The 22826-nt window shown below is 39.9% G+C and carries 22 protein-coding genes; 8 read left to right on the forward strand and 14 right to left on the reverse strand.

The features are described 5' to 3' along the window. Positions 1-209: 209 nt before the first annotated feature. From radC to ACIY19_RS02530, 3 genes are all read right to left on the reverse strand, one after another. Entirely contained in the window at positions 210-890 is a 681-nt protein-coding gene (radC, locus tag ACIY19_RS02520) for a RadC family protein (protein ID WP_000286945.1), read from the reverse strand. Between the two features lie 42 nt (positions 891-932). After that, positions 933-3224, reverse strand: a complete 2292-nt coding sequence (pcrA, locus tag ACIY19_RS02525; protein ID WP_409002604.1) for a DNA helicase PcrA — start codon at positions 3222-3224, stop codon at positions 933-935. A gap of 183 nt (positions 3225-3407) precedes the next feature. Further along, on the reverse strand, positions 3408-5078 hold the full coding sequence (locus ACIY19_RS02530; RefSeq protein WP_409002605.1) for a formate--tetrahydrofolate ligase: 1671 nt from the start codon (positions 5076-5078) through the stop codon (positions 3408-3410). A gap of 228 nt (positions 5079-5306) precedes the next feature. On the opposite strand from ACIY19_RS02530, the gene coaB reads away from it, so the two are divergent. The 3 genes from coaB to ACIY19_RS02545 are packed head-to-tail and all read left to right on the forward strand — an operon-like array spanning position 5307 to position 7106. Continuing rightward, entirely contained in the window at positions 5307-5996 is a 690-nt protein-coding gene (coaB, locus tag ACIY19_RS02535) for a phosphopantothenate--cysteine ligase (RefSeq protein ID WP_409002606.1), read from the forward strand. A gap of 11 nt (positions 5997-6007) precedes the next feature. Further along, positions 6008-6559 carry a phosphopantothenoylcysteine decarboxylase gene (coaC, locus tag ACIY19_RS02540; protein ID WP_409002607.1) on the forward strand — a complete coding sequence of 184 codons (552 nt, stop codon included), beginning with the start codon at positions 6008-6010 and terminating at the stop codon, positions 6557-6559. Next, a complete protein-coding gene (locus tag ACIY19_RS02545) occupies positions 6543-7106 on the forward strand; it encodes an ECF transporter S component (protein WP_409002608.1) in 564 nt (187 codons plus the stop codon). Before coaC ends, ACIY19_RS02545 begins: the two co-directional genes overlap by 17 nt. A gap of 41 nt (positions 7107-7147) precedes the next feature. Here the strand turns inward: ACIY19_RS02545 and ACIY19_RS02550 are convergent, their stop codons facing one another. Next, positions 7148-7507, reverse strand: coding sequence for a hypothetical protein (locus ACIY19_RS02550; RefSeq protein ID WP_409002609.1), 360 nt, complete (start codon positions 7505-7507; stop codon positions 7148-7150). A 135-nt stretch (positions 7508-7642) separates the two neighbouring features. On the opposite strand from ACIY19_RS02550, the gene ACIY19_RS02555 reads away from it, so the two are divergent. Beyond that, entirely contained in the window at positions 7643-8170 is a 528-nt protein-coding gene (locus ACIY19_RS02555; protein WP_000354644.1) for an ECF transporter S component, read from the forward strand. 11 nt (positions 8171-8181) lie between these two features. Next, on the forward strand, positions 8182-8697 hold the full coding sequence (locus ACIY19_RS02560) for a transcription repressor NadR (protein ID WP_000159158.1): 516 nt from the start codon (positions 8182-8184) through the stop codon (positions 8695-8697). Here ACIY19_RS02560 and ACIY19_RS02565 read toward each other — a convergent pair. The 7 genes from ACIY19_RS02565 to uvrB form a co-directional block, all read right to left on the reverse strand. Beyond that, positions 8694-9161: an 8-oxo-dGTP diphosphatase gene (locus ACIY19_RS02565; RefSeq protein ID WP_409002610.1), complete on the reverse strand. Its 468-nt coding sequence runs from the start codon at positions 9159-9161 to the stop codon at positions 8694-8696. The two genes, ACIY19_RS02560 and ACIY19_RS02565, sit on opposite strands and share 4 nt — an antisense overlap. Before the next feature lie 23 nt (positions 9162-9184). Then, complete coding sequence (locus tag ACIY19_RS02570) at positions 9185-9625, reverse strand: hypothetical protein (protein ID WP_409002611.1); 441 nt, start codon at positions 9623-9625, stop codon at positions 9185-9187. Next, positions 9603-10160, reverse strand: coding sequence for a hypothetical protein (locus ACIY19_RS02575; RefSeq protein ID WP_409002612.1), 558 nt, complete (start codon positions 10158-10160; stop codon positions 9603-9605). Before ACIY19_RS02575 ends, ACIY19_RS02570 begins: the two co-directional genes overlap by 23 nt. After that, positions 10106-10651 carry a cytochrome C oxidase subunit I gene (locus tag ACIY19_RS02580; RefSeq protein ID WP_409002613.1) on the reverse strand — a complete coding sequence of 182 codons (546 nt, stop codon included), beginning with the start codon at positions 10649-10651 and terminating at the stop codon, positions 10106-10108. Before ACIY19_RS02580 ends, ACIY19_RS02575 begins: the two co-directional genes overlap by 55 nt. 4 nt (positions 10652-10655) lie before the next feature. Further along, complete coding sequence (locus ACIY19_RS02585) at positions 10656-11159, reverse strand: hypothetical protein (protein WP_409002614.1); 504 nt, start codon at positions 11157-11159, stop codon at positions 10656-10658. Positions 11160-11317: 158 nt separating this feature from the next. Beyond that, a complete protein-coding gene (locus ACIY19_RS02590) occupies positions 11318-13147 on the reverse strand; it encodes a DUF2971 domain-containing protein (protein WP_000413446.1) in 1830 nt (609 codons plus the stop codon). 18 nt (positions 13148-13165) lie between these two features. Continuing rightward, entirely contained in the window at positions 13166-15154 is a 1989-nt protein-coding gene (gene uvrB / locus ACIY19_RS02595) for an excinuclease ABC subunit UvrB (RefSeq protein ID WP_409002615.1), read from the reverse strand. 180 nt (positions 15155-15334) lie between these two features. On the opposite strand from uvrB, the gene ACIY19_RS02600 reads away from it, so the two are divergent. From ACIY19_RS02600 to zwf, 3 genes are all read left to right on the forward strand, one after another. Next, entirely contained in the window at positions 15335-17500 is a 2166-nt protein-coding gene (locus ACIY19_RS02600; protein ID WP_409002616.1) for an ABC transporter substrate-binding protein/permease, read from the forward strand. After that, a complete protein-coding gene (locus ACIY19_RS02605; RefSeq protein ID WP_409002617.1) occupies positions 17500-18240 on the forward strand; it encodes an amino acid ABC transporter ATP-binding protein in 741 nt (246 codons plus the stop codon). Before ACIY19_RS02600 ends, ACIY19_RS02605 begins: the two co-directional genes overlap by 1 nt. A 149-nt stretch (positions 18241-18389) precedes the next feature. After that, positions 18390-19877 carry a glucose-6-phosphate dehydrogenase gene (gene zwf / locus ACIY19_RS02610; protein ID WP_044020675.1) on the forward strand — a complete coding sequence of 496 codons (1488 nt, stop codon included), beginning with the start codon at positions 18390-18392 and terminating at the stop codon, positions 19875-19877. 44 nt (positions 19878-19921) lie between these two features. On the opposite strand, the gene ftsY is transcribed toward zwf, so the two are convergent. The 3 genes from ftsY to ACIY19_RS02625 are packed head-to-tail and all read right to left on the reverse strand — an operon-like array spanning position 19922 to position 22824. Further along, the gene (gene ftsY / locus ACIY19_RS02615; RefSeq protein WP_409002618.1) at positions 19922-21211 is read right to left on the reverse strand and encodes a signal recognition particle-docking protein FtsY; all 1290 of its coding nucleotides are present in this window, start codon (positions 21209-21211) and stop codon (positions 19922-19924) included. A gap of 3 nt (positions 21212-21214) precedes the next feature. Continuing rightward, complete coding sequence (locus ACIY19_RS02620) at positions 21215-22033, reverse strand: Cof-type HAD-IIB family hydrolase (protein WP_409002619.1); 819 nt, start codon at positions 22031-22033, stop codon at positions 21215-21217. Beyond that, positions 22033-22824 (reverse strand): Cof-type HAD-IIB family hydrolase, encoded by a 792-nt coding sequence (locus ACIY19_RS02625; RefSeq protein ID WP_409002620.1) that lies wholly within the window; start codon positions 22822-22824, stop codon positions 22033-22035. Before ACIY19_RS02625 ends, ACIY19_RS02620 begins: the two co-directional genes overlap by 1 nt. Between the last annotated feature and the right edge of the window lie 2 nt (positions 22825-22826).

The following is a 22826-nucleotide window of genomic DNA, read 5'->3' on the forward strand; positions in this document are numbered from 1 at the left end:
AGAAAATACATCAATTTTGATAAGTAGAAATGGTAAAAACATTGTATAGCATTTTACACAGGAGTCTGGACTTGACTTTTCAATTCGATTGTCAACTTTATCGTTCAAGAAAATTTACTTGTACCCACGATAAAACCTCTTCCTGTTATCAATATGGCAGAAGTAGATTCCTATGTTTTAAAAGTGATTGAGTAAGATCATGTGTAATCTTAAATCAAATCCGTCTTTTCACGGTAACTAAAGTAATCCGAGTGAGAGACAATCAGATGATCCAGAAACACAATTCCCATCAGTTCGCAGGCTTCCTTGACTAGTTTAGTGACATGGTTGTCGTTTCGACTAGGAGATACAGCACCGGATGGATGATTGTGAACGAGAATCACTGAGGTAGCCATATGCTTGAGGGCATAGTGAAGGATTTCCCTCGGTTCAGCAATGCTGCGTGTCGCAGATCCGATAAAAATAGTTTGCTGATGGATGATTTGATTTTGAGTATTGAGATAGAGCGCCACTAGGTGCTCTTGTTTTTTGTCGCCAAGTTCCTGTTGCATTTTCTTGGCTAGCTTTTGACTACTGAGAATACTTTCCATCTCAAGGGTTTCATGTTTGTGAATGCGGTGTCCCAGTTCAATCACTGCTTGTAGTTCAATGGCTTTAATCCGTCCAATACCAGACAGACTCTGCAATTCCTGCAGGGTCATATTTTTCAGATCAGTTAGACTGTTAAGACTATTCAAGACTCTCTGGGCAATTTCAAAGACATTAGCCTGACGCGTTCCTGTTCTGAGCAAAATAGCTAACAACTCTTGATTGCTTAGAGCCTCTACTCCTTCTTTAACCAGTCTTTCTCTAGGCAAAAGTGAATCTTCTTGGAATGAAATGCTGTACATAAAAATCCTCCTCACTTTATTATTCGTGAGAAGGATGGAAAATTAGATTTTTTTCTCAATTGGAGCTACACTGGCTAAGAGTTTTTTCAGCCCCACTTCTGGGAAATTGATTTTCAACTCCTGAGTATCACCGCTACCAGAGACTTCCAGAACAGTTCCCTCTCCCCACTTCTTGTGGAGAGCAATATCCCCAATAGACCAGTTGGTATCGCTTGAATCTTTTTTATTTCCGGCTGCTAACTGTCCAAACGGAAGACCACTTGACTGGATAGAGCTTGGTGCAGCATTCCGTTTCCGTTCTTGAAGGGCCTGAGCTAGGCTCATACCTTGACCAAAGGCCACTCCACCACTGCTATAAGATGCCTTAAAGCTAGTATTCGCCGGACGAGCCAAGCCTTGATATTCAATCAAGTCCGAACTAATTTCATTGATAAAACGAGTTGGACGATTGTAGTTGGTACGCCCAAAAAGCAAGCGAGAGTTAGCATTGGTCAGATAAAGGATCTTTTCTGCGCGTGTAATACCGACATAGGCCAAACGGCGTTCTTCTTCCAGTTCATCAGGATCCTCAGCTGCACGGCTAAGTGGAAAGACATTTTCCTCCATCCCAATGATAAAGACAACTGGGAACTCAAGTCCCTTAGCTGCGTGCAAGGTCATCAAGGTCACTTCCGATGTTTCCTGACTACCAGAGTCCGTATCCGCAATCAGGGCAAGGTCATTCAAGAAACGACTGAGTTTATCTAAACCTGTTTCCTCTTCTTGACTATCAGGATTGTCGTCAAAATTCTTGGTAACAGATAGGAACTCTTCTATATTTTCAACCCGCACCTTGCTCTCCAAGGTTGCCTGAGCATTAAGAATATCGACATAACCTGTTTTTTCTAGAACAGCCTCCACCAGCTCGGTGATAGTTAATTGATCCAGTTGCTCCCGCAAATCCAGAATCATATTGGCAAAATCCCAGATAGACTGGGCTGCCTTACCTTTGATGCCAGACAACATAATATTGGCTGAAGCATCCAGCATAGACATCTCTTGCATATTGGCAAAATCCCGGATTTTCTCAACCGTTCCTGGACCGATTCCACGTTTCGGTTCGTTAATAATGCGCTCAAAACTGATATTGTCACTTAAATTAGCAATGAGATTGAGGTAGGCGATAATGTCACGAATTTCCTTACGGCTGTAGAACTTGGTCCCACCAACCATAGTATAAGGGATATTGGACTTGAGGAGGGCCTCCTCAATAGTACGGGATTGAGCATTAGTCCGATAAAGAACTGCAAAATCCTTATGAAGGAAGTTTTGACTACGACCAAGTTCGTCGATGGTTTTGGCTACAAAAACAGCCTCATCCTGTTCGTCATTTGCGCGATAGTAAATAATCTGCTCTCCATCCGCATTCTGAGTCCAGAGATTCTTAGGACGACGATTTTTATTGTTTTTGATGACGTCATTGGCGGCTTGGAGAATGGTTTTTGTTGAACGATAATTTTCTTCTAACAAAACAACCTTGGCGTTAGGGTAGTCTTTCTCAAAATCCAAGATATTCTGCATATCAGCCCCACGCCAACCGTAGATAGATTGGTCTGCATCACCGACCACGCAGATATTTTTAAAGCGTGAAGCCAAAAGTTTGACCAGTTGGTACTGTGCATGGTTGGTATCTTGGTACTCATCAACGTGAATGTACTGGAACTTCTGCTGATAGTAGGTCAGAACATCAGGATTCTGATCAAAGAGACGCAGGGTCAGCATAATCAAATCATCAAAGTCAACCGACTCAGATTGACGAAGCTCTTTTTGATAGGCTGTGTAACACTGAGCCACGATTTGCGTATACATATCACCAGCTTGAGCAGCATATGCGGCATCATCAATCAGGTCATTCTTAGCATTGGAAATGGTTCCCAAAATGGTCCGTTCATTCCACTTTTTAGGATCCAAGTTTAACTGCTTGAGGATTCGTTTCATGAGGGTTCGCTGTTCACCAGGATCTACAATGGTGAAATTACGATTGTAGCCAATATGATCCGCATCGCGACGTAGGATACGAACACACATGGAGTGAAAGGTCGCAATCAGACAGTCCTGAGTAGCTGGATTGAGCCCATAGGCACGCTCCTTCATCTCACGAGCAGCCTTATTGGTAAAGGTAATGGCCAAGATATTCCAAGGATTGACCATCTTTTCATCAATCAAGTAAGCGATTCTGTGAGTTAAAACACGAGTCTTTCCAGAACCAGCCCCCGCCATGATTAACAAGGGCCCTTCTGTCGTTTGCACCGCCTCGGCTTGACGGTCATTCATTCCATTCAATAATGCGTTCATTTTCTCTTCCTTACTCTTGAAGTCAATGTTTCTATTATATCAGAAATCAGGGAAAATATCTTTACATAGACTGGTTGCGTCTAGAAAGTAACTCTATTATCAGCTGAAGACAACTCCTCATATCTAGACAAGAAAATGAGTTTGGATAGCTTTTCCAAACTCATTTAAATCAATTGCAATTTACTAGAACAATCCTAGAACGGTTCCGTCACTTTCAACATCCATGTTGAGAGCTGCTGGTCGTTTTGGAAGTCCTGGCATGGTCATGACATCACCAGTAAGAGCAACGATGAAGCCAGCACCCAATTTTGGTACCAATTCACGAATGGTAATTTCAAAGTTTTCTGGTGCTCCAAGTGCATTTGGATTATCAGAGAAACTATATTGAGTTTTAGCCATACAGATTGGCAATTTGTCCCAACCATTTTGAGCGATTTGGGCAATTTGCGTTTGAGCTTTCTTCTCAAAGTTCACTTTGCTACCACGGTAGATTTCAGTGACAATCTTTTCAATCTTTTCTTGGACAGAAAGGTCGTTGTCATATAGGCGAGTATAGTTGGATGGATTTTCAGCAATAGTCTGAACAACCGTTTCAGCAAGCGCCACTCCTCCTTCTGCGCCATCAGCCCAGACACTTGCTAGTTCAACTGGCACATCGATTGAGGCACAAAGTTCCTTAAAAGCTGCGATTTCAGCCTCTGTATCCGTGACAAATTCATTAATCGCAACAACTGCTGGAATACCAAACTTACGGATGTTCTCAACGTGGCGTTTTAAATTAGCGAAACCTGCACGAACTGCTTCTACATTTTCCTCTGTTAAAGCATCTTTTGCAACTCCACCATTCATCTTGAGGGCACGAAGGGTTGCAACGATGACAACTGCATCTGGAGAAGTTGGCAAGTTTGGTGTCTTGATATCAAGGAATTTCTCAGCACCAAGGTCTGCACCAAAACCAGCTTCAGTAACTGTGTAGTCCGCTAAGTGAAGGGCTGTGGTCGTTGCTAAAACAGAGTTACAGCCATGAGCAATATTGGCAAATGGACCACCGTGTACAAAGGCAGGTGTACCATAAATTGTCTGAACCAAGTTTGGCTTAATAGCATCTTTCAAAATCAATGCTAAAGCTCCCTCAACCTGCAAATCACCAACAGTAACTGGCGTACGATCGTAACGATAGCCAATAACGATGTTAGCCAAGCGACGTTTCAAATCTTCAATATCGGTCGCCAAGCAAAGAATGGCCATGATTTCTGAAGCAACGGTAATATCGAAACCATCCTCGCGTGGAATACCATTTAGAGGACCACCAAGTCCAACGGTCACATGACGAAGGGCACGGTCATTCAAGTCCACAACACGTTTCCAAAGAATACGACGTTGATCGATTCCCAGCTCATTTCCTTGGTGCAGGTGATTGTCAATCAAGGCAGAAAGAGCATTGTTGGCAGTTGTAATGGCATGCATATCCCCCGTAAAGTGAAGGTTGATGTCTTCCATTGGCAACACTTGGGCATAACCACCACCGGCTGCACCACCCTTAATCCCCATTACTGGGCCAAGAGACGGTTCGCGGATAGCAATCATGGTTTTCTTACCAATCTTGTTCAAGGCATCCGCAAGACCAATGGTAATGGTTGATTTCCCTTCACCTGCAGGTGTTGGGTTGATGGCAGTAACCAAGATCAATTTCCCAACTGGATTGCTCTCAACTGCACGAATTTTATCAAAGCTGAGCTTAGCCTTGTACTTTCCATACAATTCCAAATCATCGTAAGAAATACCCAGTTTCTCTACAACATCAACGATTGGTTTCAACTCAATACTCTGTGCGATTTCAATATCTGTTTTCATTCAAAACTCCTCTAGCCTCTAATATGATAATTCATTATAACACAAAACAAGATTTTTAACATCCATAAACTCTCTAAACGTTCGTAAATATCCTGAATTTCAAGATTTTTAGGGCTCTTTTAAAAATTTTATATGGCTTTATAGTTATAAACTATAGTGTAGCTTTGTTTTAGCAAAATTTTATCGCTTTCATTTTACTTACTGTTTATTTTTGTGTACAATAGTCCTATGAAAATTTTAGTCACATCGGGCGGTACCAGTGAAGCTATTGATAGTGTCCGCTCTATTACTAACCATTCAACTGGTCGCTTGGGAAAAATCATCACAGAAACCTTGCTTGCTGCGGGGCATGAAGTTTGTTTGATAACGACAAAACGAGCTTTGAAGCCAGAAGCTCATCCCAACTTAAGCATTCGAGAAATTGATAATACCAACGACCTTCTAGTTGTGATGCAAGAACTTGTCAAGGAATATCAGGTCTTAATCCACTCAATGGCTGTGTCTGACTACACTCCTGTTTATATGACGGGACTTGAGGAAGTTCAGGCTAGCTCTAATTTAGAAGAATTTTTAAACAAGCAGAATCATCAAGCTAAGATTTCTTCAACTGATGAAGTTCAGGTCTTATTCCTGAAAAAAACACCCAAAATCATCTCTCTGGTCAAAGAATGGAATCCTGCCATTCATCTGATTGGGTTTAAATTGCTGGTTGATGTCTCTGAGGATTATCTCATTCAGATCGCACGAAAAAGTCTTGTCAAGAACCAAGCAGACTTAATCATTGCAAATGACCTGACTCAAATTTCAGCAAATCAGCATTATGCAATCTTTGTTGAGAGAGAACAACTCCAAACCGTTCAAACCAAAGAGGAAATTGCAAACCTCCTTCTTGAAAAAATTCAAGCATACGATTCATAGAAAGGAAAGCCATGGCAAATATTCTCATCGCAGTGACAGGTTCCATTGCCTCCTATAAAGCAGCTGATCTAGTCAGTTCCTTGAAAAAACAAGGCCATCAGGTCACTGTCTTAATGACTGAGGCAGCGAGAGAGTTTATCCAACCGTTGACACTACAGGTCCTCTCTCAAAATCCTGTCCACCTTGATGTCATGCAGGAACCCACTCCTGATCAAGTCAATCATATCGAACTAGGCAAAAGGACTGACCTTTTTATTGTAGCTCCTGCTACTGCTAATACCATCGCAAAGTTAGCCCATGGATTTGCTGATAACATGGTGACAAGTACAGCACTTGCCCTACCAAACCACGTCAAAAAGTTAGTCGCACCAGCCATGAATACAAAGATGTATGACCATCCGGCAACTCAGGCTAATCTAAAAATATTAGAGACCTATGGTTATCAGATTATCTCTCCAAAAGAATCTCTACTAGCCTGTGGCGATCACGGCAAAGGCGCCCTAGCTGACCTGAATACTATTTTAGAAAGAATAAAGGAAACCCTCAATGAACAAACGCTCTAACATTGCACCGATTGCTATCTTTTTTGCAGTTATGCTCGTTATCCACTTTTTGAGTTCTCTCCTATTTAACCTTTTCCCATTCCCAATTAAACCAACTATCGTTCATATTCCAGTCATTATTGCTAGTATCATCTATGGTCCTCGGGTTGGGGTTACACTTGGTTTTCTTATGGGACTATTGAGCTTAACGGTAAATACGATTACCATCCTTCCAACCAGCTACCTCTTCTCACCATTCGTACCGAACGGAAATATCTATTCTGCGATTATCGCTATTGTCCCTCGCGTTTTGATTGGGCTGACACCTTACTTGGTTTATAAATTATTAAAAAACAGAACGGGTCTCATCTTTGCTGGTGCTCTCGGTTCCCTCACCAACACCGTCTTTGTCCTTGGGGGAATTTTCTTCCTTTTTGGTAATGTCTTCGACGGCAATATCCAAAAACTCCTAGCAACCGTTATTTCTACAAACTCAATTGCCGAGCTTGTCATCTCTGCCGTTCTCACAGTAGCAATTGTTCCCCGTCTCGAAACTTTGAAGAATTAAAAAATCAACTCCACTTTCGTCCTGAAGGTGGAGTTTAGCATTTAAAACATAAGAAATATCAATAGAATGTGAAAGCCAAAGCGCAGGAGCTGATACGAAAGAGGTGTATGTTGCTGACTTTTTTGGCTATCCAAGTATAGGGTTAGAGATAGAAAAATCAAACCAAATGCAATCACCAATCTGACGAAATAAGCAATTTTGAGTATTGCTGCCATCAAAAGAAAACCTAATAAAGGAAGGCTAAAAAGTGAAACAGCCAGGCTACTTGCTAATAGAGAGAGTAGCGAAAGGACCAATAAACTATAAACTAGGAAACGAGTCCAACCTGAGACTACTTTCCCTTCACTTTTCTGTTTTGACATCATCACGATTACCACGATTAGGTAAACAAAAAGTATCATCACAATTTCTCCTCAGTTCCTATTATTCTTTACCACATTTTAACCAAATTTTCCTGAAAAATCAATAATGCTTCTTGACTTGATTGGTGATTTATTGTACTATACTTGTGTATATACAGATAAATGGAGGTTCTTATGGATATACGGAAAAAAACGCAGTTTATGACTATGACTGCCCTACTCACTGCAATAGCGATTTTGATTCCAATCATTATGCCTTTTAAAATCGTTATCCCACCGGCTTCTTACACCTTGGGAAGTCATATCCCCATCTTTATCGCCATGTTTCTTTCGCCTTTGATGGCTGCTTTTGTGATTATTGCTTCTAGTCTTGGTTTCCTGATGGCTGGCTATCCGCCTGTTATTGTACTTCGTGCCTTCTCTCACATCGTTTTTGGTACTTTGGGGGCTTTGTACTTAAAAAAATTCCCTGAAACCTTGGATAAACCAAAGGCATCTTGGATTTTTAACTTTGTTTTGGGTGTTGTTCATGCTATCGCTGAAGTAATAGCTTGTATCATCTTTTATGCTACTTCAGGGACAAATGTTGAAAATATGTTTTATGTTCTCTTTGTCCTAGTTGGTTTTGGCACAATCGTCCATAGTATGGTAGACTATACATTAGCACTAGCTGTCTATAAAGTGCTTCGAAAACGTCGCTAAAAGGAAAAACTATGACAAAGGATCGCAAACAAGCTCTTCTCAAACTGTTAAAAGAGGCACCAAAAGCTCTCAATGGTCAAACCTTGGCTGAACACTTTCATGTTACGCGCCAAGTCATTGTACAGGACATCGCTATTCTTCGAGCAGATGGCGCTCCTATCCTATCCACCAATCGTGGTTATATCTACAAAGAAAATGATGCCAGCCCCTACGTCCACAAACTCTTTAAAGTGAAACATGAACTGGAAGAAATCGGACAGGAACTACTAGCTATTGTAGACAATGGCGGACGCGTTCAAAATATCTTAATCGATCATCCCGTTTATGGCGAAATTGAAACCCTACTCAAACTCACTTGCCGCCGAGATGTCCAGCACTTTCTGGAACAAGTCGAGAATTCAGACTTTAGACCCCTTTCTGAATTGACAGACGGCATCCATTACCACCTTGTTGAGGCAGAAACACAACAAGACCTCCACTATATCGAGGAGGCCTTGGATCAGTTAGGTTATTTGGTAAAAGACTAGAAAATTTCTTTCTCCCAGCCGTCCTCTGTGCGGTGGCGATAGAAGAACTCAGACTTGTCAGGTGCTTCCATCATTTCCATCAAAGGCAACATATCATAGGCCAGATTCAAGTTTGGAATCTGGTCTTTTTGCACCCAAGATACTTCTCCTTCCTCTGAGGATTGGAGACTTCCAGTAAACTCTGTCGCCTTATAACAAAAAACGATGTAGCGCCCTCCTGTATCTAAGGGCCAATTTTTAATGCCGACTAGTTGTGGATTCTGAATGGTTAGACCTGTTTCTTCATAAATCTCACGAATGACAGACTCGGCAAAGGCCTCGCCATTCTCAACATGACCTCCTGGAAAGGCATAGCCAGACCAATGATTGTTTTCAGGAGAGCGATATTGCATGACTACTCGCTTATTTTCTAGATCTTCGATTAGACAGATGTTGGTTAAAATGGTTGCTTGCGCACGGGACATAGATTTGCTCGCTTTCTAAGTTGTTATATGCCTTTTTCGAACTTGATATCAGATTTCATGATGAATGGATTAATCAACTCGTGATGTTCATAAGTACTACGGGCCAAAAAACCTCTAACAATGATGATTTCTTTATCTTGTATGTGATAGTCTATATTAATAGGAATGGTTGGATCCGAGATAATTGACAAAGCAAAAAATGCTCCAAACCAAAGATAAAGTGCCACCAATCCACTAAATATTTGAAAAATAAGGTGGTACCATTTAGCATCTCTTATTCTATAAAAGATTCTCCAGGGATGGATTAGGAAGGTCAAACAAAGAATGAAAAACCAACTATTCCACAAAATCGGCGTAAAAGATAGTCCAAAAACCAGCAACACCAAATGAAGAACCACAAAGGTCAGCAAGACCAGATAGAGGTTTTTAAATGAAAATAACTTAATTCGATTTTCTTTTGTCATGATTTTTCCTCTTTTTGTCCTTATATTTCAAAATCACTATCACTATCGCTGGAATGAAGAAAAAGATTAGATAAGTAGCAATTGGAAGCCAGATGTAGCGATAATCAACAGATAATAGGGAAGGAATTTTTTTAACATTTCTCCCTTTCACCCCAACAATTAAGTGGAGAAGAAAAATAGGTCCATTTATGTATAGAAAAGGTTCTAAAAATTCTTGTACTGAAGTCTTTTCACTAAAACCATCTCTAAAAATACCTTGATAGAGTGTGTACACCAAAAAGACAAAATTCATAATAATTGGCAAGACATAGGACATTTCCTGATATGGTTTCGGGATAAGTGTTGTCCCAAACAACACATACATGATACCAAAAATAGAAAATAATATTATGCCACCATCCATAAAAGAAGCAAGCTTTGGATGCCTTCCCATCCACAATTGGACGTGAGCTATCAAAGAATCCTTTTTATGGATTTTTCTCATTTTTCTGTTCTTTTGTTTGATCTTCTTTGGTTTCTTAATCTTTCGTTCCATTTACGCCTCCTTCTTCTCTTTTCTATCTGTATAATCAAAAGCAGAATGCCCAGCCCCAAGAAAAAGAAAAAGACATAACTTACAATAGGAGCCCAGACATAGGCTGGATCCATAGAAATTATAGGAGGGAAATTCGTTGACTTACGACGTCCTAGCCAATTCAGACCCACCAAGAGATGAAAGGGAAAAAGAAGACCATTGAACCCAATAAATCCCCATGAAAAGTAACGCCATTTCTGAAGTTTATCACTACTAAAACGAAAGACAAGGAAATAGGTTGATAAGAGCAGAAGGAAAAGATTAAAGCTTAAGGGAGAAAGATAGTTTAAGTTTGGGAATGGAGAACCAATGAAAGAGGCAGCAAGAAATGATACAAACAAAGATCCGAATAACACACTCGTATCCAGGAGTTGACCAATCCTTCGGTGCCTTTCCATCCAAAGATAAATCATCTTAGTCCAAGAAGGCTTTTCATTTGTCTTGTACTTCATTTGTCTACTCATCTTCATTTTCATCTACTCCTTTTTTTGAACCTTTAGAGAGAAAGAAGATTGCCAGAGTTAACATCAAGACTAGAAGGTAGACAACAATAGGAAACCAGATATAGGATGACTCCAGTGAAAACAAAGGTGACAGAACAACTCTTCCTCTTTTTCTCACGCCAATCAGTTGAAAAATGAAGCTAAGGATATTGATATAAATAAAGGGTTCACAAAATCTTTTAAGGGTCCTTTCTTTTTCAGTTTTCACTGACAAAAAGAGAGCATAGAACCTATTACCCAAAATAAAAAGATTCAATTGCAAGGGAAATAAAAGCTCTCTGTACCGAAAATCAGCTGGAATGCTTTTGTTCTGTGATGTTGTAAATTCTATAACTAGGAACAAGCTGATATAAAAGGTAATATCAAGCATAAATTTGATAAATCGATGCCCTTGTAACCAAAAACGAACAGAATCTAAGCTCGATGACTTCTTATACTTCTTCTCTTTCAAATTCATAATAACTTCTTTCCATTTAAAAATATTCTTTAAAACATATTAGTGGTATAGGTTCAAAGTTAAATTTTAAGATTTAAAATTTTCCAATTAAGTTTGCCTTATCAATTTAATCTCACTAAATTCTCTCAAACCACCTTCTGATTTATATCATCCTCAACTTAACGATAAGGAATTTTCGAACTTTCTATCTCTATATTGGGATTAGCAAGTTTGAGATAAGGAGCAATATAGTCTGCATCTGTAACCTTTGGACCTAGAATTACTTTTGAGTATTTCAAAGGTAATAAATTGATGTATACAAATAAATCATATCTGCCATTATCTTTCGAGCTTAATACGATATACTTCCTAAAATCTTTATAGTTAACCTTATCAAAAACTTCTAACCCAATTTCTTCTTTCTTCAAGTACTTTTCATTTGATGAATCATTAACACCTCTTTTAATAATATTTTGTATAGCTGTATCATCTAAATTGATTAGAATACGATACTCCATCTCATATTCATAATCTTTTACTTTAAAAAGATAAGAAATCTTCTTCAATTTCTCAGCAAAACTGTTTAATTCTTTTTCAGCTTCCAGTTCTTGCAATTTTTCAAATATCTGTTTTAAATTATCAAGAGATTTACCAACATCTGTTTCATCTTTATTCACTGATATTAAATCCAAATAATGAACTTTAACAAACTCTATCGATTTATGAGCAACTATATCTTCAAGATAAGACAGATCATATTCAAGGAAGGCACCTTGAGATGAATCTGCATACTCCTTCCACATAGGTAAACTATCAGATACCGTGGTTAGAGAAGATATAAAAACATTGGAAGTTTGATATTTTTGGAAAAAAGTATTATCTATACCCAAATAATCATATATTACTCTTCCTTCCATCGGGTCATTTAGCTGCTTGAGATTAGTAAGCCGTAAATATGGAGATTTCACTTTAGAATCATTGTCATTCTTCCAGTCTGCTTTTATGAGAAAGTTTGTTAAAGTATCAATCTTAGTATAATGTCCAAAGGAACCAATTTCTTTCAACTCATTTGAATCAACAGTCAATTTAGAACGAATATTGGTGATAATTTTATCCGCTTGTTCTAAAAGTTGAGTCGCGTCTAATGACGGAATAGATTCTAAATCACTTGTTTCATTAAGGTAATCATTATCATACTTCTCAATTAACTTAATAGCTTGGTTTCGGATGATATCCGAATCATTTTCTTCTGCTATCTTTCGAACAACATTAATCGAATTTTTAATTACGTCTTCAGAGTGTCTTAACACAAAATCCAAGTATTGCCCAACAAAAAGAGATTGAGGATTATTGAGATAATAGTTATTAATAGTTTTGAGATGTTGAATTTTAAAAATTAAAAGTAACTCATCTAATTGAAAATACCAAAAATTTATGAATTCAAATGATTCAAAATTAAACTTTTTATATACAACATCAATAAATTCTTGTAATTTCTTTTCTAAATTTCCTATTTTTGTATTATCATATCTTATATATCTAAATACACGCCAAAAAACTGATAACATCCCAGAGATGACGTAAGAAATCCTGTCATCTTCTTCAATATTCTCCGTAATTACTTGATGACATAAGTGTAAAAATAAACTATCATTATCAATGAATATTGAATAATCTTCATAATTATGAGCTTTAGAAATGTAATAATATAAAAAATCTAAATATAATCTGATTGAAAAACTTGAAACTTGTAAAAATTCACTTAAAAAGAATTTATTGAAAAACTCTAATAAGCGTTCTTTTGAAGAACTGTCAATTTGTTCTTCAAATTCATTACAAATATCTAAAACACATTCAGAAAATTCTAATTGTTCTTCTTCAGATAAATCTAGATATTGATTTATAAAATTATCAAGATCGTATTTCAGTTTTTCTTTATTTAAGGAATCAAAATGATTCTTTAATTCGGATTCACTAAATTCACCAGTAAAATAATTTAACTTTTCCATTTCATCCCCTTCTAAAACCTACCCCAAAGCCTTCACTTCCAACATCATATCACGTATCTGTGCTGCGAGTTCAAAATCAAGCACTTCGACGGCTTCTTGCATTTGTTTTTCCAGTTTCTTGACGAGTTCCTTGCGCTCTTGTTTATTGAGGCTATTGATATCGACTTCCTTGTCCTCTTCCTTGGCAACTGCCTTGGTTACGGCGATTAGATCACGAATTTCTTTCTTAATAGTTTGTGGCACAATACCATGCTCTTCATTATAAGCCATCTGGATTTTCCGACGACGGGCTGTTTCATCGATAGCTTTTTGCATAGACTGGGTCATCGTGTCTGCATACATGATGACATGCCCTTCACTATTGCGGGCGGCACGTCCAATGGTCTGGATGAGGCCACGTTCGTTACGTAGGAATCCTTCCTTGTCGGCATCGAGAATGGCTACTAAACTTACTTCAGGAACGTCAATCCCTTCACGGAGCAGGTTGATTCCGACCAAGACATCAAAAACACCCAAGCGTAGGTCACGGATAATCTCCGTCCGTTCCAAGGTTTTGATATCCGAGTGCATATACTTGACCTTGATGCCCATTTCTTTGAAGTAGTCGGTTAAGTCTTCAGCCATTTTCTTTGTCAAAGTGGTGATAAAGGTTCGTTCATTCTTTTCAACACGGGCATTGATTTCACCTAGGAGGTCATCAATCTGTCCCATAGTCGGACGGACTTCCACCTCTGGGTCTAGAAGTCCTGTCGGACGAATGATTTGCTCAATTACTGTCTCGGTCTGTTCATTTTCATAGTCACCTGGTGTCGCTGAAACGTAAACAATCTGGTGTACATGGCTTTCAAACTCCTCCCGACGGAGAGGACGATTATCTAAGGCAGACGGCAAACGGAAACCATAATTAACCAGCATTTCCTTACGCGAACGGTCTCCATTGTACATACCTTTGATTTGCCCCATGGTCATGTGACTTTCATCAATCATGATCAAGAAATCATCTGGGAAGAAATCAAGAAGCGTATAAGGAGGCTCTCCTTCGCTACGACCATCCATGTGACGAGAATAGTTTTCGACCCCATTGGTATAACCCATCTCACGCAACATTTCAATATCATACTCTGTCCGCTGCTTCAAACGCTGGGCTTCTAGCAGTTTGCCTTCCTTCTCAAATATGGCTAACTGCTCTTCTAATTCTGCCTGAATCTTGGCAATCGCAACTTCCATGTGGTCGTCATTGGTCACAAAGTGAGTGGCAGGGAAAATCGCCAAATGATCGACTTCTCCCAATACCTGACCTGTCAAAGCCTCAACTTCACGGATACGGTCGATTTCGTCTCCGAAAAACTCTACTCGAAAAGCGTGTTCATCACGGGAAGCTGGGAAAATCTCCACCACATCCCCTCGAACGCGAAATCTTCCCCGTTGGAAATCAATATCATTGCGTTCAAACTGAATATCCACCAAGTCATTCAAGAGTTTGTCACGAGAAATCTCCAGACCTGGACGGAGACTAACGACACTATCAGCATATTCCTTTGGCGAACCCAAACCATAGATACAAGAGACAGAAGCCACGACGATGACATCATTGCGCTCCAGAAGGGCTGAAGTCGCTGAGTGACGGAGCTTGTCAATCTCGTCATTGACTGAGCTATCCTTCTCAATATAGGTATCACTCGAAGGAACATAGGCCTCGGGTTGGTAATAATCATAGTAGGATACGAAGTACTCAACAGCATTTTCAGGGAAAAATTCCTTAAACTCCCCATAGAGCTGACCAGCTAGGGTTTTGTTATGGGCAATGACCAAAGTTGGTTTATTGACTTTGGAAATGACCTGACTCATGGTATAGGTCTTCCCTGTACCCGTCGCCCCCATCAGAATCTGAGCCTTTTCTCCACCCTCGATATTGTCAACCAACTGCTCAATCGCTTGGGGTTGATCTCCTGAAGGTTCATATTTTGATACTAGTTTAAATTTATTATCTGTAATTCTATTAATCATGATTGCCTCATCTGCATTTTTCTATCCTTCTATTTTACCATAAATTTACTTTTCAGACTCTTCTCTAGGTTGATGAGAGCAAGGATTCTATGTCACATTTTCTTACATAAAATCCATAAAATTTGCCTTTTCATTCATTTTCTGATATAATGGGAAAATATTCGGAAAAGGAGACTAAAAATGAAGAAAAAAATACTAGCATGTTTGCTCATTTTATTTCCCATTTTCTCACTAGGTATGGCAAAAGCTGATACTGTTAAGATTGTGTCTGATACAGCTTACGCACCCTTTGAGTTTAAAGATTCAGATCAAACCTATAAAGGGGTTGATGTTGATATTATCAATAAAGTCGCAGAAATCAAAGGATGGAATATCCAAATGTCTTATCCTGGTTTTGATGCAGCTGTAAATGCAGTGCAGTCAGGTCAAGCAGGTGCTATTATGGCAGGTATGACAAAAACAAAAGAACGTGAAAATGTCTTTACCATGTCTGATACTTATTATGATACAAAAGTTGTCATTGCTACGACAAAGGCAAATAGAATCACCAAATATGAGGAACTTAGCGGCAAAACAGTTGGAGTTAAGAACGGAACTGCCGCTCAACGTTTCCTCGAAAGTATCAAAGATAAATACGGTTTCTCTATCAAAACCTTTGATACAGGTGATTTGATGAATAACAGTCTAAGTGCTGGTGCTGTAAATGCCATCATGGATGATAAACCTGTTATTGAGTATGCGATTAACCAAGGACAAGATCTCAGCATCAATATGGATGGTGAGGCTGTTGGAAGCTTTGCCTTTGGTGTCAAGAAAGGGAGCAAGTATGAACACTTGGTTACCGAGTTTAACGAAGCCCTAGCACAAATGAAGAAAGATGGTAGCTTGGAGCAAATCATCCAAAAATGGACAGCTTCTACAACTACGGCAAGCCCAACGACAACTACGGCTGCTGGACAAAAAGCTACTCCTGTGAAAAGCAAGTACATTATTGCCAGCGACTCATCTTTCGCCCCATTCGTCTTTCAAAATTCAAGCAATCAATACACCGGTATTGATATGGACCTCATCAAGGCCATTGCCAAAGACCAAGGTTTTGAAATTGAAATTACCAACCCAGGATTTGACGCAGCAATCAGTGCTGTTCAAGCAGGACAAGCAGATGGTATCATTGCTGGTATGTCTGTAACAGATGCCCGTAAGGAAACCTTCGACTTCTCAGAATCATACTACACAGCAAATACGATTCTTGGTGTGAAAGAATCAAGCACGATCGCTTCTTATGAAGACCTCAAGGATAAAACTGTCGGTGTTAAAAACGGAACTGCTTCTCAAACGTTCCTTACTGAAAATCAAAGCAAATACGGTTATAAGATTAAAACCTTTGCTGATGGCGCATCAATGTATGACAGTCTGAATACTGGAGCTATTGATGCTGTGATGGATGATGAGCCAGTTCTCAAATATTCTATCAGCCAAGGTCAAAAATTGAAAACACCAATCGCTGGAACTCCAATCGGTGAAACTGCCTTTGCGGTTAAAAAAGGAACAAACCCTGAATTGATCCAGATGTTCAATAACGGACTTGCGAACCTCAAAGCTAACGGTGAATTCCAAAAGATTCTTGACAAGTATCTAGCTAGCGAAACTTCAACTGACTCTACAAGTACGGTTGACGAAACAACTATCTGGGGCTTGCTTCAAAACAACTACAAACAACTTCTTAGTGGACTTGGAATCACTCTTGCCTTAGCGCTTATTTCATTTGCAATTGCCATTGTCATCGGGATTATCTTCGGTATGTTTAGTGTTAGCCCATACAAATCTCTTCGTCTAATCTCTGAGATTTTCGTTGACGTTATTCGAGGAATTCCATTGATGATTCTTGCAGCCTTTATCTTCTGGGGTATTCCAAACTTCATCGAGTCGATTACCGGCCAACAAAGTCCAATCAATGACTTTGTAGCTGGTACCATAGCCCTCTCACTCAATGCAGCTGCTTATATCGCTGAAATTGTTCGTGGTGGGATCCAAGCCGTTCCAGTTGGGCAAATGGAGGCCAGCCGCAGTCTTGGTATCTCTTATGGAAAAACCATGCGTAAGATTATCTTGCCACAAGCGACTAAATTGATGTTGCCAAACTTTGTCAACCAATTCGTTATCGCTCTCAAAGATACAACCATCGTTTCTGCTATCGGTCTGGTGGAACTTTTCCAAACTGGTAAGATCATCATCGCCCGTAACTACCAAAGTTTCAAGATGTATGCAATCCTTGCTATCTTCTATCTTGTAATTATCACGCTTTTGACTAGACTAGCGAAACGCTTAGAAAAGAGGATTCGATAATGGCAAAACTAAAAATTGATGTAAATGATTTGCATAAGTATTATGGAAAAAACGAAGTTTTAAAAGGAATTACAACTAAATTCTATGAAGGAGATGTTGTCTGCATCATCGGTCCTTCTGGTTCTGGTAAATCCACTTTCCTCCGTAGCCTTAACCTTCTCGAGGAGGTAACGAGTGGCCACATCACAGTGAATGGTTATGATTTGACTGAAAAATCAACCAATATCGACCATGTTCGCGAAAATGTAGGAATGGTCTTCCAACACTTCAACCTCTTCCCACACATGTCCGTCCTAGAAAATATCACTTTTGCACCTATTGAACACAAACGGATGACCAAAGAAGAAGCTGAAAAATTGGGGATGGAGTTGCTTGAAAAGGTAGGACTAGCAGATAAAGCTAATGCCAACCCAGATAGTCTTTCAGGTGGTCAAAAACAACGTGTGGCTATCGCACGTGGACTAGCCATGAATCCTGATATCATGCTCTTTGATGAGCCAACTTCCGCTCTTGACCCTGAAATGGTTGGAGATGTACTAAACGTTATGAAGGAATTGGCGGAACAAGGCATGACCATGATTATCGTAACCCACGAGATGGGATTTGCTCGTCAGGTAGCCAACCGTGTTATCTTTACGGCTGATGGTGAGTTCCTGGAAGATGGAACTCCAGATCAAATCTTCGATAACCCACAACACCCTCGTCTAAAAGAGTTCTTGGATAAGGTCCTAAATGTATAAAACAAAACTGTAAGGTTCTCCTTACAGTTTTTTAATTGCGTATTGGATTTTTTGTTTTTTTTGAAAATTATGATAAAATAAAAACTATGATAATGAGGAAATCTCATCCCTAGTCCAACTAGGAAAAAATATAGAAATTAGGTAGCTAGATGTCATCAAAGGTTATTGTTACAATTTTCGGTGCGAGTGGAGATTTAGCTAAACGCAAACTCTACCCTTCCCTTTTCAGACTCTATAAATCAGGCAATCTCTCTGAGCATTTTGCTGTTATCGGAACAGCTCGTAGACCTTGGAGTAAGGAATATTTTGAATCTGTAGTTGTCGAGTCTATCCTTGATTTGGCAGATAGTACCGAGCAAGCTCAGGAATTTGCTAGCCACTTCTACTATCAAAGCCATGATGTGAATGATACAGAACATTATATTGCTTTGCGCCAATTACAAGCTGAACTTAACGAAAAATACCAAGCTGATCACAACAAGCTCTTCTTCTTGTCTATGGCACCTCAGTTCTTTGGAACCATTGCCAAGCACCTCAAATCTGAAAACATTGTTGATGGCAAAGGTTTTGAGCGCTTGATCGTTGAGAAACCATTTGGTACAGACTACGAAACAGCTAGCAAACTCAATGAAGATCTTCTTGCGGCCTTTGATGAGGAGCAAATCTACCGTATCGACCATTACCTAGGTAAAGAGATGATTCAGAGTATCTTTGCTGTGCGTTTTGCCAACATGATCTTTGAGAATGTTTGGAACCGCGAACACATCGATAATATTCAAATTACCTTTGCGGAACGCTTGGGTGTTGAAGAACGCGGTGGCTACTATGATCAATCTGGTGCCCTTCGTGATATGGTGCAAAACCATACACTCCAACTCCTCTCTCTTCTAGCCATGGACAAACCAGCTAGCTTTACAAAAGATGAGATTCGTGCTGAAAAGATAAAGGTCTTTAAAAACCTCTATCATCCAACTGAGGAAGAATTGAAAGAACACTTTATCCGTGGTCAGTACCGCTCTGGTAAAATCGATGGTATGAAATACATTTCCTATCGAAGCGAGCCAAATGTCGATCCTGAATCTACAACAGAAACCTTTGCATCTGGCGCCTTCTTTGTAGATAGCGATCGTTTCCGTGGTGTTCCTTTCTTCTTCCGAACAGGGAAACGTCTGACTGAAAAAGGGACTCATGTCAATATCGTCTTTAAGCAAATGGACTCTATCTTTGGAGAACCTTTGGCACCAAATATCTTGACCATCTATATCCAACCAACAGAAGGCTTCTCTCTCAGCCTCAATGGGAAGCAAGTCGGTGAAGAATTTAATCTGGCACCAAGCTCTCTGGATTACCGTACAGATGCTACTGCTACTGGAGCCTCACCAGATCCGTACGAGAAATTAATCTACGATGTTTTGAACAACAACTCAACCAATTTTAGCCACTGGGATGAGGTAAGTGCTTCGTGGAAATTGATTGACCGTATCGAAAAGCTCTGGGATGAAAACGGAGCTCCACTCTACGATTATAAAGCTGGAAGCATGGGGCCACAAGCTAGCTTTGACTTACTTGAGAAGTATGGAGCTAAATGGACCTGGCAACCAGATATCGCCTATCGTGAAGATGGCCGTTTAGAATAGCAAAAATATCCTGCAAGTCAATCTTGCAGGATATTTATTTTGTATTAAATCAAGCCTTCTAAGAGACCCTTCATAAAGTTTTCTGAGTTAAATTCTCCGATATCATCGATTTTTTCACCGAAACCAATTAATTTCACAGGGATATTGAGTTCTTCGCGGATAGCCAGAACAACACCACCTCGGGCAGTTCCATCAATTTTTGTCAAAACAATTCCTGTCAATGGAGTTATCTTAGAAAATTCCTTAGCTTGTACCAAGGCATTCTGTCCAGTTGAAGCATCAAGGGCAAGGAAGGTTTCATGAGGTGCCTCTGGAACGACACGTTTGATAATACGACCAATCTTTTCCAACTCGGCCATAAGGTTATCCTTGTTTTGCAGACGACCTGCTGTATCAATCATGAGAATATCAATTCCTTCTGCTACAGCACGTTCCATCCCATCAAAGACCACACTTGCTGGATCAGCTTTTTCAGGGCCCGTCACAACAGGAACATCAACACGACGGCCCCATTCAGCTAGCTGGGCCACAGCTCCCGCACGGAAGGTATCTGCCGCAACCAACATGACTTTCTTGCCAGCTTGTTTGTAGCGATGAGCTAATTTCCCAATAGAAGTTGTTTTCCCAACACCATTCACTCCAACAAAGAGCATGACTGTCAAGCCATCTTGGAAATGGATTTGTTCATCGTAGTTGCCATCCTTTTCGTAGAGCTCGACCAATTTCTCGATAATGACACGACGGAGCGCATCAGGCTTCTTAGCATTTTCGAGTTTGGCTTCATAACGTAGTTCTTCTGTTAAGTTTGAAGCGACTTGCACACCAACGTCGCTCAAGATGAGCAGTTCTTCCAATTCTTCGAAGAATTCTTCATCGACAGAACGGAAGTTGGCAAAAAAAGCATTCAAACGAGCTCCGAATCCCGTACGGGTTTTCTTTAGACTGCGGTCATATTTTTCCTGCACGGTTTCTTCAACCTGAGGAAGTTCTTCTTCTACTACTTCTGACGCTAGTTCTTCCTCAGTTTCTTGGCTCTCTTCTTCTAAAACTTCTTCAGGCTCTTGGCCTTGCTCTGTCTCATCAACCTCTTCTTGAACCGTTTCCTCAACTGTTTCTGGTTCAATCGCTCCTTCTGTCAAGACCTGAGGAAGTTCTTCTTGAGCAAGAGTTGCTTCCACTTTGTCTCTTGCTGTCTCTTCCTGAGCAGTTTCTTCGACAGCCGTTTGGTTTTCTTCAACCTCTTCTGACAAATCAAGATTTTCCAGTGCTTCTTTTACAATATCTTCAATTTTCGGCTCTTCTTTTTTACCGAATAAACGGTCAAATAATCCCATATTCTAGTTCTCCTTTAGCACGTATTCTTCGATAGCCCATGCAACGGCTTCCTCGTCGTTGGTCATCGGGGTAATGACATTAGCAACTTCCTTAACCGCAGGAACTGCATTTTGCATGGCAACTCCCAGACCTGCCCACTCAATCATGGAAAGATCATTAGCCTCGTCCCCACAAGCCATGACTTGACTTTGGTCGATTCCTAAGTGTTTAATTAATTTCTCTAAACCTGTTGCCTTGTGGACATTTTTTGGCGACCATTCCAATAAGAGTTCACGCGATTTGAAGATCTCATATTGGTCAAACAATTCGGGAGAAATCTGTTGAATCGCTGCATCCAAGGGTTCTTGGGCAAAGGCAGTCACACATTTATTATACGTCATCTGACTAGATAGATCCTCAAAAGCGACAGCTACGAAAGTCAAAGCTGGGTTGAACTTGGCATAGAGACTTTCTTGGTCAGACTGGATTTGATAGACTGTTCCTTCTGAAATAGCATCTAACGGAAGTCCGAGTTTTTCAGTTTCCTCGTACAATCGTGCCACATCATCGATTGAAAAGACGGTTTTATCGAGAATCTCTCCTGTATTTTTCTGTACCAGACCACCATTAAAGGTGATGGTGTACTCGTCCTCCTGACCATCAGTCCCTAGCTCATGGAGAAAGAAATCCATAGCCTTCAAAGGACGACCTGTTGTCAGCACGACCTTAATGCCACGATCACGCGCAGCTTTGAGGACTTCCTTGGTACGTTCTGTTAGCTTTTTATCCGTTGTCAGCAAGGTGCCATCCAAGTCCAATGCAATCAATTTAATATCTGCCATTACAAACCCTCCATATAAGCCATCACTGACTGGTTCTTATGGTGGCCAATCACTGTCTCTGCTAATTCTAAAATCTCTGGTCGCGCATTTTCAGGAGCGATTGGGTGTCCAACAACCTGCATCATGTGAAGGTCATTGAGATTATCGCCAAAAGCCATAACCTGATCCATTGTCAGACCAAGTTTTTTTACCAGCTCAACAATAGCTACACCCTTATCAACATAGTCCAAGACAATATCAATGGATTCAAAACCAGTTGTCATGGCTTTCACACCAGGAACATTTTCGTTGACCCAGGCCTCACCAATTTCTATCGTTTCTTCAGTAAAGTTAGTAGTGAATTTAAAAATCTCATCCGTGATATCTTCCAAACTCGCTACTTTTTGAATATTTTCATTGTAGTGACGGCTAAACATGAGATAGGTCTCATCCACTGTGTCCAAAACATAACAAGCTTTTTTCCCAGTCAAAAGCATTTTACTTTCATCAAAATAGGGTGATTTCTTTAAAGCTTCAAAAGTACTCAAGTAAAAATCCCGAGACATAGTAGCCTCATACATATCCTCACCATGAAACTCAACATAGCTCCCATTTTCAGCTATAAAAATCACTTCATCACTCACATCCGCAAACAACTTTTTCAGGGACAAGATACCGCGACCTGAAGCCACTGCAAAATAAATCCCCTTTTCCTTGTAGGAAACAAGTACGTTTTTGAGGCGTTTCATATCAAACCGACCCTCTCCATCTAGAAAGGTACCATCCATATCGGTTGCTACAAGTTTAATCATAA

This window comes from Streptococcus sp. ST14, from assembly GCF_046098195.1.
Classification (GTDB): domain Bacteria; phylum Bacillota; class Bacilli; order Lactobacillales; family Streptococcaceae; genus Streptococcus.

Coding starts and splice junctions, on each gene's coding strand:
- radC (WP_000286945.1), bottom strand. CDS start 890: ATGTACAGCATTTCATTCCAAGAAGATTCACTTTTGCCTAGAGAAAGA.
- pcrA (WP_409002604.1), bottom strand. CDS start 3,224: ATGAACGCATTATTGAATGGAATGAATGACCGTCAAGCCGAGGCGGTG.
- ACIY19_RS02530 (WP_409002605.1), bottom strand. CDS start 5,078: ATGAAAACAGATATTGAAATCGCACAGAGTATTGAGTTGAAACCAATC.
- coaB (WP_409002606.1), top strand. CDS start 5,307: ATGAAAATTTTAGTCACATCGGGCGGTACCAGTGAAGCTATTGATAGT.
- coaC (WP_409002607.1), top strand. CDS start 6,008: ATGGCAAATATTCTCATCGCAGTGACAGGTTCCATTGCCTCCTATAAA.
- ACIY19_RS02545 (WP_409002608.1), top strand. CDS start 6,543: ATGAACAAACGCTCTAACATTGCACCGATTGCTATCTTTTTTGCAGTT.
- ACIY19_RS02550 (WP_409002609.1), bottom strand. CDS start 7,507: ATGATACTTTTTGTTTACCTAATCGTGGTAATCGTGATGATGTCAAAA.
- ACIY19_RS02555 (WP_000354644.1), top strand. CDS start 7,643: ATGGATATACGGAAAAAAACGCAGTTTATGACTATGACTGCCCTACTC.
- ACIY19_RS02560 (WP_000159158.1), top strand. CDS start 8,182: ATGACAAAGGATCGCAAACAAGCTCTTCTCAAACTGTTAAAAGAGGCA.
- ACIY19_RS02565 (WP_409002610.1), bottom strand. CDS start 9,161: ATGTCCCGTGCGCAAGCAACCATTTTAACCAACATCTGTCTAATCGAA.
- ACIY19_RS02570 (WP_409002611.1), bottom strand. CDS start 9,625: ATGACAAAAGAAAATCGAATTAAGTTATTTTCATTTAAAAACCTCTAT.
- ACIY19_RS02575 (WP_409002612.1), bottom strand. CDS start 10,160: ATGGAACGAAAGATTAAGAAACCAAAGAAGATCAAACAAAAGAACAGA.
- ACIY19_RS02580 (WP_409002613.1), bottom strand. CDS start 10,651: ATGAAGTACAAGACAAATGAAAAGCCTTCTTGGACTAAGATGATTTAT.
- ACIY19_RS02585 (WP_409002614.1), bottom strand. CDS start 11,159: ATGAATTTGAAAGAGAAGAAGTATAAGAAGTCATCGAGCTTAGATTCT.
- ACIY19_RS02590 (WP_000413446.1), bottom strand. CDS start 13,147: ATGGAAAAGTTAAATTATTTTACTGGTGAATTTAGTGAATCCGAATTA.
- uvrB (WP_409002615.1), bottom strand. CDS start 15,154: ATGATTAATAGAATTACAGATAATAAATTTAAACTAGTATCAAAATAT.
- ACIY19_RS02600 (WP_409002616.1), top strand. CDS start 15,335: ATGAAGAAAAAAATACTAGCATGTTTGCTCATTTTATTTCCCATTTTC.
- ACIY19_RS02605 (WP_409002617.1), top strand. CDS start 17,500: ATGGCAAAACTAAAAATTGATGTAAATGATTTGCATAAGTATTATGGA.
- zwf (WP_044020675.1), top strand. CDS start 18,390: ATGTCATCAAAGGTTATTGTTACAATTTTCGGTGCGAGTGGAGATTTA.
- ftsY (WP_409002618.1), bottom strand. CDS start 21,211: ATGGGATTATTTGACCGTTTATTCGGTAAAAAAGAAGAGCCGAAAATT.
- ACIY19_RS02620 (WP_409002619.1), bottom strand. CDS start 22,033: ATGGCAGATATTAAATTGATTGCATTGGACTTGGATGGCACCTTGCTG.
- ACIY19_RS02625 (WP_409002620.1), bottom strand. CDS start 22,824: ATGATTAAACTTGTAGCAACCGATATGGATGGTACCTTTCTAGATGGA.